The 12,999-nt window shown below is 28.9% G+C and carries 12 protein-coding genes; 8 read left to right on the plus strand and 4 right to left on the minus strand.

The genetic code is table 11. The features are described 5' to 3' along the window. Positions 1-13: 13 nt before the first annotated feature. The 4 genes from CHRY9293_RS16520 to CHRY9293_RS16535 all read right to left on the minus strand — a co-directional run bounded on the left by CHRY9293_RS16520 (position 14) and on the right by CHRY9293_RS16535 (position 4,197). Positions 14-448, minus strand: coding sequence for a bactofilin family protein (locus CHRY9293_RS16520; protein ID WP_228455575.1), 435 nt, complete (start codon positions 446-448; stop codon positions 14-16). 7 nt (positions 449-455) lie between these two features. Next, complete coding sequence (locus tag CHRY9293_RS16525) at positions 456-1,274, minus strand: M23 family metallopeptidase (RefSeq protein WP_162033991.1); 819 nt, start codon at positions 1,272-1,274, stop codon at positions 456-458. A 765-nt stretch (positions 1,275-2,039) separates the two neighbouring features. Continuing rightward, positions 2,040-2,138, minus strand: coding sequence for a lantibiotic dehydratase (locus CHRY9293_RS18965; RefSeq protein WP_162034000.1), 99 nt, complete (start codon positions 2,136-2,138; stop codon positions 2,040-2,042). Positions 2,139-2,301: 163 nt separating this feature from the next. Continuing rightward, positions 2,302-4,197, minus strand: coding sequence for a prolyl oligopeptidase family serine peptidase (locus CHRY9293_RS16535; RefSeq protein ID WP_317173938.1), 1,896 nt, complete (start codon positions 4,195-4,197; stop codon positions 2,302-2,304). A 200-nt stretch (positions 4,198-4,397) separates the two neighbouring features. Here CHRY9293_RS16535 and CHRY9293_RS16540 point away from each other — a divergent pair, with 200 nt between their 5' ends. The 8 genes from CHRY9293_RS16540 to CHRY9293_RS16570 all read left to right on the plus strand — a co-directional run bounded on the left by CHRY9293_RS16540 (position 4,398) and on the right by CHRY9293_RS16570 (position 12,810). Beyond that, positions 4,398-6,116, plus strand: a complete 1,719-nt coding sequence (locus CHRY9293_RS16540) for a helix-turn-helix domain-containing protein (RefSeq protein ID WP_162033993.1) — start codon at positions 4,398-4,400, stop codon at positions 6,114-6,116. A gap of 234 nt (positions 6,117-6,350) precedes the next feature. Then, positions 6,351-6,542 carry a hypothetical protein gene (locus CHRY9293_RS16545; RefSeq protein WP_162033994.1) on the plus strand — a complete coding sequence of 64 codons (192 nt, stop codon included), beginning with the start codon at positions 6,351-6,353 and terminating at the stop codon, positions 6,540-6,542. A gap of 84 nt (positions 6,543-6,626) precedes the next feature. After that, the gene (locus CHRY9293_RS16550) at positions 6,627-7,331 is read left to right on the plus strand and encodes a CPBP family glutamic-type intramembrane protease (RefSeq protein WP_162033995.1); all 705 of its coding nucleotides are present in this window, start codon (positions 6,627-6,629) and stop codon (positions 7,329-7,331) included. Continuing rightward, positions 7,328-8,530, plus strand: a complete 1,203-nt coding sequence (locus CHRY9293_RS16555) for a hypothetical protein (protein WP_162033996.1) — start codon at positions 7,328-7,330, stop codon at positions 8,528-8,530. Before CHRY9293_RS16550 ends, CHRY9293_RS16555 begins: the two co-directional genes overlap by 4 nt. 13 nt (positions 8,531-8,543) lie before the next feature. Continuing rightward, entirely contained in the window at positions 8,544-9,335 is a 792-nt protein-coding gene (locus tag CHRY9293_RS16560; RefSeq protein ID WP_162033997.1) for a tetratricopeptide repeat protein, read from the plus strand. Beyond that, a complete protein-coding gene (locus tag CHRY9293_RS18920; RefSeq protein WP_317173936.1) occupies positions 9,326-9,559 on the plus strand; it encodes a cysteine peptidase family C39 domain-containing protein in 234 nt (77 codons plus the stop codon). The genes CHRY9293_RS16560 and CHRY9293_RS18920 overlap by 10 nt, the downstream gene beginning before the upstream one ends. Continuing rightward, positions 9,543-11,522, plus strand: a complete 1,980-nt coding sequence (locus tag CHRY9293_RS16565) for a peptidase domain-containing ABC transporter (RefSeq protein WP_317173937.1) — start codon at positions 9,543-9,545, stop codon at positions 11,520-11,522. The genes CHRY9293_RS18920 and CHRY9293_RS16565 overlap by 17 nt, the downstream gene beginning before the upstream one ends. Before the next feature lies 1 nt (position 11,523). Beyond that, entirely contained in the window at positions 11,524-12,810 is a 1,287-nt protein-coding gene (locus tag CHRY9293_RS16570) for an HlyD family secretion protein (protein WP_162033998.1), read from the plus strand. Positions 12,811-12,999: the final 189 nt, after the last annotated feature.

Below are 12,999 nucleotides of genomic sequence, written 5' to 3' on the forward strand. Positions count from 1 at the left end.
ACCTCCAATTTAGTTAATTGATAGCACTCACTAATGGTTTTTTATCTTCTTTACTATTTAATCCTCTATTAATTTCTCTTTGTTCATCATTCATCATTAAGTTGCCGTTATACTTACCTCCCATTTCTATTTCTATTGTTTTAACAGAAATATCTCCATTAACCATCCCTGTCATTTTTAATTGCATTTCATCAGCATTTATATTTCCTTCTAGCTTTCCATATATAATTATACTTTTACTCTTCAAATTTCCTGTAACATTTGCTTTTTCTCCTAACACAATTAATTTCTCAGTATTTACGTTTCCTAAAATAGTTCCGTCAATTCGGATACTAGTTTTCGAGGTAATATCTCCTGTTATGATCATATCCTCTCCAATAATGGAGGTAATTACTTCATTATTTATCTTGCCATTTGAAGTAGATTTAGTTTTGTTATTAAACATCATGTGTATTTTATTTTAAATTTAAATATTGTTCGGGATTTATTCTAGTCCCTTTAAAGTGAACTTCATAATGAAGGTGAGGACCAGTACTTCTTCCTGTACTTCCTATCTTTCCAATAACGCTTCCAATTCTAACTTCTTCCCCCTTTTTTACATTGATTGATGAAAGATGACCATACAATGTTTGTAAATGATAATCATGATCTATAATAATACAGTTTCCGTACCCTCCTTTTACACCTGCAAAACTTACTTTGCCTTTTGCTGTTGACCTCACTACATCTCCACTTTTTCCTCTAAAATCAATACCCGAGTGACTCTCGGCTCCATATCCTGAAAAAGGATTTGCTCTTGTTCCAAAGCGAGACGTAATAGTTCCCATATAAGGTTTACCTAATGGTAATTTTGTAATAACATTTTCTAAATCATTAATATAATCAACATAAAAAGAAGTGACTTCATTAACATCTACTATTTCCAATTTTTCTCCACCTCCTATATTTTTCATTTGAAAATTCTCCAAATCTCTTTGCCACATAAATTGATTAATACGATATATACTTTCATCGATAGATTTAAATGATTTTTTTAGTTTCTGTAGGTCAATTTGCCTTTTGATATAATTTGCTTTTCTTAGCTTTTCTTTATAATGGTCGCTGGTTTTTTGATAAATAAAAACTCCAATAATCACTAAAAGTATGAACAAAATGCTACTTATGATAAAAAGAAACTTTTTCCAGTATAATAAAACAAAGGTGGGAACAATTAAAATTTTATTTCCATTCCCTTCTGCATTTACAAAATGGACAGATGTTTTATGGCTTAACATAGATTTTGATTTTAAAAGATGGTGTTTATGATAAACCTCCTATCTTATTTAACTAAATATATATTCTCAGTTGAAAAATGAGAGCCTGATTAACAATAATTATTATTCAACTAAGAATAAATTTAAGAATATACTCTTATTTAAGAAGTAAATATTTTAATTTTTTATAAATAGAGCTTAATTAGCAGATATCAAATAAATACATAATGAAAGATAATTTATTTAATATATTGTCTTCTCTCAAAAACAAGATCATTTAAAATTACACATTTTTGAGAAATATTAATTTAAATAAAGAAAAATATTATGAAAAAAGATGGTTATTTTTCTCAATGTAAAAAAACTGAACCTCTAAATACTACTCTTTTTCAATTTCAGCATATTTTTACAGATGGATTTTCGATTTTGGCTTCATCTTCTGCTATTTCATCATTAACAAGAATGCTTGCTAAGTCTCCAATGGTTTTTAACTTGTTTTGAAAAATAATATTGGGTGTAATTCATTTGAAAATGGAACTGATGAAATGGTATAATTTTTTTCCACTTTTATATTCATATTCCACATAGCGGATTTTATTTCTGAACCTATAGATACTGTTGTTGGGTGAAAATAAAAGTTGATTTCTTATTTCAGATGTTTTTACCAAATTTTGTGATAAACTTAGCAGAAAATGTATATCCAGCTCCCGGATTTTGTTGCCGGCTGTAGATTATTGGTTTTTAAGGGTTAGGGGAAAAAGTGTCTTTAAATTCCCCTAAACCAACCTATGAAAATAAGCCGAATGGAGTACAGCGTGTACTTATTCGGCTATAGTATTTTAATATGGTCTGTTTTAGTTTTGATATTCTTTTGGCAAAAACTATTTTTCTGAATTAATCCATTTAGCTACCTCGTCATGCAAATTTAGTGAAGCTAAATAAATAGCTTCTTAAAATACTGGATTGGCACAGATTTCTTTCAGTTCTAAATATATAATTTCATCTTTACTACATATTCATCATAAAATTGGTGAGGAAAACGTGATATTTATTTTTTTGTGTTTTCTTTTGGCTGGTAATCGGGATGGCCTAGTTGCCAGAATGCAAAAGCAAAAATATCAGAGAGGTTTGAATGCCCATGAACAGCAGTTGTATTGACTCCATGTCCTCCTTCATAATCTATTTGAAGTAATACAGGATTTTTTGAAACGTTATTAGCCATTAATTTGGCGGCAAATTTTGCAGGTTCCCAAACTGGAACTCTAGGATCATTTATTCCTCCGGTGATAAATGTTGCGGGATATTTGATTCCTTTTTTGATATGGTAATAAGCATCCATTTCTAGTAAAGCTTTAAACCCTTTAAAGTCTTTTAATGTTCCATATTCATCTGCATTATTGCTGATAGAGAGGACATCTCTTAATACATTGGTTGTAGGTACTTCCAGAATTACAGCTTTGAATAGATCCGGTCTCTCTGTCATGGCTCGTCCTACTGTAATTCCTCCTGCACTTGCTCCCCAAATTGCTACTTTACTTTTTGAGGTATATTTTTCCTTGATTAAATATTCTGTACAGTCTATTAAATCCTTCCAAGTATTAGGTTTTGTTTCTTTATATCCTCCTAAACGCCATTGCTCTCCTTTTTCTCCTCCTCCTCTTACGTGAGCCACAGCCATTACTCCTCCCTGATTTACCCACAATAAATAGGTTCGTGCAAAGAATGGATTACGAGAATATCCATAAAAACCATACGAATCAATTAGAACCGGATTATTTCCATTTCGTTTTATATTTTTATTGTATATGAGTGATAGAGGTATTTCTTCGCCGTCTCTTGCTTTCACTGTTATTTCTTCAACTATTATATCATCAAACTCAGGATATTTTGTAATCGGGGTAATGTTTTCAGGAAGAAAAGAACGTTTTTTGAGGTCATATTTAAAACGCTGTTCTTCATTTGCCCAGCCGGAACAACTTATCCAAATCTCTGAAAAATCTTTTCCTTTTGCTTGCAAATTGATATTTCCTGAAGGGAAAGGTAGTTTGATAGGAATGCTTTTTCCCTCTTTATATAAGTATAGTTTTGCTTCAACTCCATTTTTTGTAGTTGTGTAATAAATACCATCTTTAGTAAATCTATATTGTCCTATCATCTCATCATTTCTTTCTGGAATAAGAATTTCAGGGTTTTTAAAATTTGGAACTAATATATTAGTTTTACAAAGTTTGTAATTTTGAGCATTATACTGAGATAAAAAATACAAATCATTATCTACCAACTGTAAAGATCTAACTTTATCTTCTTTAGTATAGAGGGGTTTCCATGTTTTTTTATCTTCTAATAAATCTTGTTTAGGAATTATAAATGTTTGCCTGTAATAATTATTATCAAGCAACATTCCTACATAATATTTATCATTTGAATCTAAAATAATAGGGGACTTTTTTTCATCTAGTTTTAGCTCTGGATTATTTTTAGCAGAAAAAATATCTGTCAACTCTTTTGGGTTTGTCCCTATTTTGTATAAAATAACTTGTGTATTTTTATAGAAATCCTGAGATTTAGGATTATTAATCGGAAAATAAGTATAGAAAAATCGTGAATTATCATTCAACCACTTTATTCCTCCTACATTTGCGGGCATTGTATTGGTAATTACTTCAGGATAAATATATTTGTTCTTCACATCCATAATAATAACCTCTGCCAGTTCTTTCCCTTTTTCTACCATCGCAATAGCAGTCTTATTCCCAACTAGGTCTGGGCTAATGTAATTAATTATAAATTCATGATTTGGTTCATTACTTTTATAATTAACCGGATCGTAAAGAAGCTGCTCTTTGCCTAAAAAACCTTCCCGATAATAAAGTTTTGCAGCTTTTTCATTACCATTTTTCTTTAAATAAAAATATTTATCATTGTTAGTTATATTAAATTTGATACGGAATACCCTTGTCTTTTATCGAACTGCAGCCTTTTTTCTAAATAAAATTTTCTTTTAGGAATTTGGTTAAGAAATTCATCATGTTAAAAAATAAACTAAAATTCTAATTATTAAATACTTAATTGTGCTTTCTTGAAATTTCATAGGAATTCCAATTTGATGAATAAAAATGTAAATTTGCAGCGTATTACAAAATGATGAAGAATATATTCTCAATTATAATATTATTGTTTAATAATTTGGCGGCCGCTCAAAACAATAATATTGATGCTTTATATGAATTTAAATATTCCCAGCTAAAAAATAAATTTTATGATTATTACGATCATAATCAATTTCCGCAGTCTGAACAAATAGCAAAATATTACCTTCAAAAAGCTAAAAAGGAAAAAAATGCACTCGAAATAGCGGAGGGCTATAACCTTATACATTTTAATAAAGATTTTCCCGTTGCTTTAAAGTACATTGATAGCATAGCTGCAATTACAAAAGATATAAAAGGAAGCCTCTATCCTGCAAGAACTTATTTGATAAAAGGGAACTTATATTATAAAAATGATAATTTAAAAGCAGCGTTAGATAGTTATATTTTAGGGCTGAAATATGCAAAAGAACGAAATGATAAAAGACAAGTTGCCTATGCTGACATAAATATTGCTTACATTAACAGCTATATTGGAAAAAATGCAGAAGCGGCAAAAATATTCAGACATTATCTGTATAATAGAAAGGACATAACTGATGATTATCAGCACAACCAAATGCGTATAGCACTCATAAGCTGTTATCTTGATATTAATAAATTGGATTCTGCAAATATTCTGATTCGGGAGGGACAAGTATCCGCCATTACTAGTAAAAATACGTATGATATTAGTTTATATTCTTTTTTATCAGCAAAATATGACCTAAAACTGAGAAAATATAAAACTACCGTTACAAAACTATCCAAAGTGTATGATGATATAATAAGAATCAATCCAAATAATGCTAATATTGCACTTTATAATTTAGGAAAAGCTTATTATGGCTTAAAAAACAAAGAAAAAGTTGTAGAAACATACACTAAGTTAGATTCTAACCTACAAAAGACTGATATTACCTTTCCTGAGCTCCGGGAAATATATACTTATCTCATAGATTATTATAAAGAAAAAAATGACAAAGAAAAACAGCTTTATTATATTGATCGTTTCTTAAAGACAGATAAGAAACTGGATGAGCAGTTCCAGTACTTATTAACAGAGTTACCAAAAAAGTATGATACTCCGAATCTTTTACAAGAAAAGGAAAATATAATTGATGAACTAAAAAAGAGAAAACTCCTATCATATCTTACAATAGGAATTATGACTCTGCTACTTTTGACACTACTACTTTTATACTACAAATCAAGAAAATTGGTGAGAAAAAATGAGAAAATAGCCCAAAATCTTATTCATTCTGTTGAAGAACGTAATAAAATACAAACCAAAGCGGAGGCAAAAGAAATTTTCATTGAAAAACCACTACAACAAGAAGAAAAAACTATCAAAAATATTCCTGAAGAAGTGGTACAAACCATTCTGAAAGAGCTTGAATATTTTGAAAAACATCAACGTTTTCTTAAAAAAGGAATAACCCTGTCCAGTCTTGCCCAATCTATAAATACTAATACTGCTTATCTATCTGAAGTGATTAATAGTCATAAAGAAAAGAGTTTTACAACTTACCTTAATGACTTGCGTATTGATTATGCTTTAAAACGACTGGTAGAGGATAAATTGTTTCGGGCTTATAAATTAGCCATTATTGCAGATGAATTAGGATATAATAATGCCCAGGCATTCACAGCTGCGTTTAAGAAAAATACCCAAACCACACTTTCTGCATATATCAAAGAAATACAAAAACAACAATCGTCAAAAGAAATTTAATTAATTGTCAATGTTTTAATGTGATGGATTTATAAATTAATAATTATTAATTTATAAATCTATTAACCATTTGTTTGTATAGCATTTCAAATTTGCTGCATCTTTGCTCCAGAAAAAACACAAATATTATTCTTTTCATGATGCGCAGTATGAAAAGTACAATATAAGGCTGATCAGCAAAACCCCATGTCAGGGTTATATGACAAAGAAATTAATCATCTAAAAAATCAAAAGATGCAAAATCAAACAAAAAAAATAAGTCTAGATGCCTTTAAGGAAATGGCAGAAAAAGTACAAACAGAAGAAGTAATGCAAAAAGTTGAAGGAGGTGACCAATCTGACTGCCATGGATTTTGGGGACAAGCACACAAAGTTGCAGTGAAGATAGGAGAAGTTATCATTAAAACTAATCCTTACGGTCTTTAAAAAAGGAAGGGTTTAAACCCTTCCTCTTCTATTTAAATTTTACATCAAAGAGTATTCTCTAATAAGAAAGCTTACCAAGCCACAATGAAATATATTAAAAATTTATTCTATTTTTATTTCAAACCTTCTAAAGAAATTACACTTTCTTTATCTCCTCGTTCAAAAATCATTAGCATTTTTATTTTTTTGTTATTACAATATTCATTCTTGCTCATAATTACAAGTATTAGATATATTTTAGTTCTTAAAAATGTTTTACCTCCTTTAAAATATGACAACAAGATGGAGTTAATATCTAATTCCTTCTTTTTTTCTGTACTTCTAGGACCTATATTAGAAGAAACTCTTTTTAGATTATGGTTGGTTTATAGCAAAGTAAACTTATCTATAACTATATCCTACTTATTATTATGGATTGCGGCATTAGCTTTTGATATATATTGGTTTGATACAATTAAACTGGTTATATATTTTATTTTATCGTTTATTGTTCTCTTTACATTATTCTTTTTTATTTTCAAAAAATATGAAAGTGAAAAATTAATTAATTTCTGGAAGAAAAATCAAAAGGTATTTATTACCATATCTTCTATTTTATTTGGAGTCATTCATATATGGAATTATACAGACAGTAATAATTCAATATGTTATTATCTTATAACATTCAGTCCTCAGATTTTTTCTGGATTTATCCTATGCTACTTGAGAGTAAGGATTGGATTTGGAGCTAGTGTTGCCACACATTCTTTAAACAATTTTATTCCATTCATTCTTTCTAAAATAATATGAACAATCCCTTACAACCTATATTGTTACCATTTCTAGAACAGGGATTGGAAACACAAAATCAAAATATTAAGCTCTTACTTTACAAAAAAAATGAGGACATTTTTAATTCTTTAGATTTTGAAAGTGAAACAATTTATCAAGAACCTTTATTTTTCTCTTATTTTAATAAAAGTAACAGTAGTATTGTACAATTAGAACAAATACTCGCAGGATTTTCTAGTGGAAATAAATTTCGAGTACAAACTGACAATTTTGGAAGATTTTATATTCCAAATACAGGCTGGTTCATTACTAATAAAAAAAATGTAATCTTAATCTTTTATAAGAAAGAAATGCTTTTAGAAGAGGAAGGTATAAAAGTAGACTTTACTTTAGATCATGTTTCTTTAATAGAAAACACTTCTATAGAAGTATTGAAATATCCTATTCCACTTTTGGAGCAATGTTTTTTCAATGTGGATAAAAAATTAATAGAAGTAGAAATAGAAAAAATAACAAAAGAGCATTTGGAGCACCTTACTATAGCTTATCAACTCATTAAAAAGAATATACCAACACAATTTCAGTTAATTGAAAAGTATGCTAATAAATGTATGATTTTCAATGTAGACACTTATGAAAGGAATTCCTTTGCTACTATGAAAGCAGTGGGTATAGGTTTTTATAATGCCTACCAAGAAAATTATGATGAAGTGTTTTTTGTAGATGACATTGCACATCAAACAGGCCATGTCATCTTTTATACTTTACTTTCCAACATTGATGATTTTTTCAAAGTTCCTAAAGAAACAGTTTTAGAAACTATTGAATTGCCAGATGGAACTTTTATAGAAAATAGAGATTTGTATGTATTATTCCATGCTTTTTATACTTATTATACGAGCTTTATATGTTTAGATGCCTGTCTAGATGCAGGAGACTTTGACAAAAGACAAGTTCATGAAGCCAAAGGAAGAATTGCTTTTTATCTCAATAAATGTTACAATGATTTTGTTCTAATAGATAAACAACCATTTGAAACAGAAGAAAACGCATTAAAATATTTTACTAAAAATGGTTTAAGTATATACAAAGAAATTAAAAACATATGGTTAGAAATGTCAAAAAAATGGTTTGATGAAGTTAAAGTCTATGATTTAAGTAATCAACCTTATAATTTTACCTATTCTAAGTTTAGAGAGCTTAATCCATTAACATAATAAAAAAGACTTAATGAAGGGAGCCGTTTTTTTTAGTTTTTTCGTCTTTTCTTTTTTTTCTTCCCAAGAAAAAGATGCAAGAAAAATTGTACAACAGGAAATTATAAAAGAACATTTAGAAAATGGTGCATGGAAGCATATGCTTTTTTCTAAAGAATGGCAAGATAATATTGATGCTGGTCTGAAAAAAGACAGTACTATCGCTTACCTGTGGCAGCAAAAAGCAATGCCTCTGTTTAAGCAAAGAAAATACGAATTGGGAATGCTTTTTATGGATAAAGCAGTATATTATGATGACGAAGCTTATCTGCCATATCGGGCTTTTATCTTGTGTATTTTTGTCAAAAATTATTCTAAGGCTATAGATGATTTTAAAGAGTGTGTTAGGAAGTATGGAAATCAATATGAAATGGATCATACTTATAACTTTTACATTGCTTTGTGTTATCTTCAGTTGAATCAATTTGATAAAGCAGAAAAATTATTATCGGATGACATTAAAACAATGGTAAATAAAAACGGTGAAGATTGGGTAAATCCAGTCACCTTATTTTATTACGGTATTGCGAAATATGAACAACAAAAATGGAAAGAAGCAATTGTAGAATTTGATAAAACTCTAAAACTATATCCTAGATTTTCAGATGCTAAATTTTATAAAGCTATATGCTTAAAACATTTGAATGATAATATTAAAGCTAATATTCTTTTAGCTGAAGGTAAAAAAGATGCAGAAGAAGGTTATACAATTAGTGAAAGTAATGCTATTTATGAAAAATATCCTTATCAGGTAATATGGCGATAAAAAATAAGTTCCCATTTTATAAACAACTAGACAGTAGGGATTGTGGACCTACTTGTTTACGAATGATTGCTAAATTTTATGGCAAAACATTTTCTAGAGAGTTTTTACGAGAAAAAGCCAGCATTACAACTACAGGTGTAACAATGGCAGGCATAGCAGAGGCTGCGGAGGCTATTGAAATGAGGGGCTTTAGGGATACGAGTCTCAATGGAAAGCTTAGTTAATGAAGCACCAACTCCCTTTATAGTACCTTGGAGACAAAAGCACTTTGTAGTAGTATACAAAACTGATGAAAATAAAATGTATGTAGCTGACCCAGCTCAGGGTTTGCTAAGTTATTCACATGAAGATTTTAGATTAGCCTGGACTAATGCAGCAGATGAAACTGGATTTTGCCTTTTATTAGAACCTAATACAAAATTCGATAATCAAGAGAGCGAGAAAATACAAGCTAAAGGTTTTTCATTTTTATATCCTTATTTTAAATCTTATAAAAAACTGATTAATCAGCTATTTATAGGTCTGCTTGTAGCTACTGTTATTCAATTTATTTTACCTTTTCTAATGCAGACGGTTGTGGATGTTGGTGTAAATAACAAGGATATTCCATTTATATATTTGATTTTAGCATCACAATTCATTCTTATATCAACTCAAACGTTGGTCAGTATTTTTAGAGAATGGGTACTTATACATATTACAAGTAGATTTAATATCAAAATGATTTCTGATTTTTTGTATAAAATGCTTAGACTTCCAGTTAATTATTTTGATACCAGAAATGCAGGAGAACATTTACAAAGAATCAGTGATCATACTCGTATTCAAAACTTTGTTTCTTCTTCAACGCTTAATATGTTGTTTTCAATAGTAACTTTTATTGTTTTCAATGGTATTTTAGTATATTATAGTTTTAAAATATTTTTAGTTTTTCTAGTTTCTGCTATTTTATATACAGGTTGGACTTTCTTTTTCTTAAAAAAAAGGGCAGAATTAGACTTTAAGCGTTTTGATCAAACTTCACAAAGCCAAAACAATTTATTACAAATTATTAGTGGGATAAAGGAAATTAAACTAAATAATTCACAACGTAAAAATCGATGGAAATGGGAATTTACACAAATTACATTATTTAAAACTTCATTAAGTTCTTTAAAGTTAGCACAATATCAAAGTGTTGGAGCAAGTACAATTAATGAATTTAAAAATATTTTCATCACTTTTCTTTCTGCAAAGGCGGTAATAGATGGAGATCTTACATTAGGGATGATGACTTCGATCCAATATATAGTAGGACAACTGAATGTTCCACTTACTAACTCTATAACTTTCATCCAGAATTGGCAAGATGCTAAAATTAGTTTAGAAAGACTTTCTCAGGTACATACAAAGGAAGATGAAGATGTAGTATCTGAGAATAAAATAAAGGAGCTACCTAAAGATAAAAGTATTATTCTTCGAGATGTATCTTATAGATATGGAGGTAAATCAACACCATTTGTTTTAAAAAATATTAATTGTGTAATTCCTGCAGGACAAACGACAGCAATTGTAGGTGCTAGTGGTAGTGGAAAGACAACTTTAATGAAGCTTTTGTTAAAATTTTATGATGTTACACAAGGAAATATTGATATAGGCAGTGTTGATTTAAAGGGTATAAATAATGATTTTTGGAGAATGAATTGTGGAGCGGTAATGCAAGACACTTTTATGTTTAATGATACTATTGCTGGTAATATATCTGAATCCGAACAAAATGAAATTATTGATAGGGAAAAACTATATCATTCTGCTTTTGTTGCCAATATTGATGAGTTTATACAAAATTTACCTAATAAGTATAATACTGAATTAGGAACATCTGGTATTCGGTTGAGTGGAGGACAGGAGCAAAGAATGATGATTGCAAGAGCTGTATATAAAAACCCCTCTTATGTTTTTTTTGATGAGGCAACATCTGCTTTAGATGCTAATAATGAAAAAGTAATAATGGAAAATCTCAATCAATTCATTAAAGGAAGAACATCAATTATAGTTGCTCATAGATTGAGTACAGTAAAAAATGCAGATCAGATTATTGTTCTTGAAAAAGGAGAAATTGTAGAACAAGGAAATCATGAAGATTTAGTTTCAATGCGTGGTAAATATTATGAGTTAGTAAAAAACCAATTAGAATTAGGCAATTAATATGGACGAAATAAATGATGGTCTAAAAATTTATAGTGAGGAAGTCAGAGATATTTTGACAGATCCTCCAAAGACTATTTTGAAGTGGGGGAATACAATATTATTAAGTTTTATAATTATTTTACTTCTTATCTCGTGGTTTGTTAAATATCCAGATATTATATCTTCCCAAATTATTATAACAACGGAGGCTCCACCTCAAAAATTAGTTACTAAAAATTCAGGGAAAATAGATGCTATACTTGTAAGAGATAAAGAAACTGTTTCAAAAAATACTCCTTTGGCTGTTCTTGAAAATGCAGCCAGTTATAAAGATGTTTTTTTATTAAAAAGTATTGTAGATACAATTAATTTAGATAAGTCAAATTTTCCTTTTGAAAAATTAAAATCTTCCCAGCTTGGAGATATTGAAAGTGCATTTTCATCATTTCAAAAAGAATATATTGCAAACAAGCTCAATACTAATTTTAAACCTTATAGGGTAGAAAATAATGCACAAAGCTATGAAGCTATTCAACTCAAAGAAAGGTTGAGTTTATTGGAATCTCAGAAAAGTATTAATGAATCGGAATTGAAATTACAACATAGTGATCTTACCAGAAGTGAATTATTATATAAAGAAGGAGTGATCTCAACACAAGAGATTGAAAAACAAAGAGTTTTGTTTCTTCAAGATCAAAAAAATTATAAAAATGTATTAAGCAATATATCACAATTACGGTCCTCCATAAACGAACTTAATAGAAATAATAAAGTCACAATTATAAATGAAAGTAAGGAAAATATAAACCTAGAAAGAAATCTGTTTCAATCTTTTTACCAATTAAAAAAATCTATAAAAGATTGGGAATTAAACTATATTCTTCGCTCATCAATAAATGGTAGAGTTAACTTTTTACAATTATGGTCAGTTAATCAAAGTATTAATATTGGTGACAATGTATTTTCAATCATTCCTATGAAAGGTAATCAGTATATAGGAAAAGTAAAAGCTCCTGCACAAAATTTTGGAAAGGTTAAAGTAGGTCAAACAGTTAATATTAAATTAGCTAATTATCCTGATCAAGAGTTTGGAATCTTAGAGGGTGTTATCAATAATATTTCTCTGATTCCTGACAAAGATGGCAATTTACTACTTGATGTTTCTTTACCAAAAGGACTACAAACATCTTATAAAAAAAGAATTACATTCCAGCAAGAAATGAATGGCAGAGCTGATATAGTTACAGATGATTTACGCTTAATTGAAAGATTACTTTATCAGTTTAGAAGTATATTCAAAAGATAATATATGGTTTGCTAGTTGAGCGACTTCAATGTAACCTTTTTTCTTTAATTCGGTAGTGTCTTACTAACTGTGTAAGTTAAAAAGTTATTCTGGAAAATTTAGAGCTCTTACAGCTCAAGAAATTTTTCGGAAATAACTTTTTATTATTTTTAACCATTACATAGTTATGATTGACAAAGAAGATTTACT

Origin of the sequence: Chryseobacterium potabilaquae (assembly GCF_902728265.1) — a bacterium.
In the GTDB taxonomy this organism is placed as follows: Bacteria; Bacteroidota; Bacteroidia; order Flavobacteriales; family Weeksellaceae; genus Chryseobacterium; species Chryseobacterium potabilaquae.

Coding starts and splice junctions, on each gene's coding strand:
- CHRY9293_RS16520 (WP_228455575.1), bottom strand. CDS start 448: ATGATGTTTAATAACAAAACTAAATCTACTTCAAATGGCAAGATAAAT.
- CHRY9293_RS16525 (WP_162033991.1), bottom strand. CDS start 1,274: ATGTTAAGCCATAAAACATCTGTCCATTTTGTAAATGCAGAAGGGAAT.
- CHRY9293_RS16540 (WP_162033993.1), top strand. CDS start 4,398: ATGAAGAATATATTCTCAATTATAATATTATTGTTTAATAATTTGGCG.
- CHRY9293_RS16545 (WP_162033994.1), top strand. CDS start 6,351: ATGCAAAATCAAACAAAAAAAATAAGTCTAGATGCCTTTAAGGAAATG.
- CHRY9293_RS16550 (WP_162033995.1), top strand. CDS start 6,627: ATGAAATATATTAAAAATTTATTCTATTTTTATTTCAAACCTTCTAAA.
- CHRY9293_RS16555 (WP_162033996.1), top strand. CDS start 7,328: ATGAACAATCCCTTACAACCTATATTGTTACCATTTCTAGAACAGGGA.
- CHRY9293_RS16560 (WP_162033997.1), top strand. CDS start 8,544: ATGAAGGGAGCCGTTTTTTTTAGTTTTTTCGTCTTTTCTTTTTTTTCT.
- CHRY9293_RS18920 (WP_317173936.1), top strand. CDS start 9,326: ATGGCGATAAAAAATAAGTTCCCATTTTATAAACAACTAGACAGTAGG.
- CHRY9293_RS16565 (WP_317173937.1), top strand. CDS start 9,543: ATGGAAAGCTTAGTTAATGAAGCACCAACTCCCTTTATAGTACCTTGG.
- CHRY9293_RS16570 (WP_162033998.1), top strand. CDS start 11,524: ATGGACGAAATAAATGATGGTCTAAAAATTTATAGTGAGGAAGTCAGA.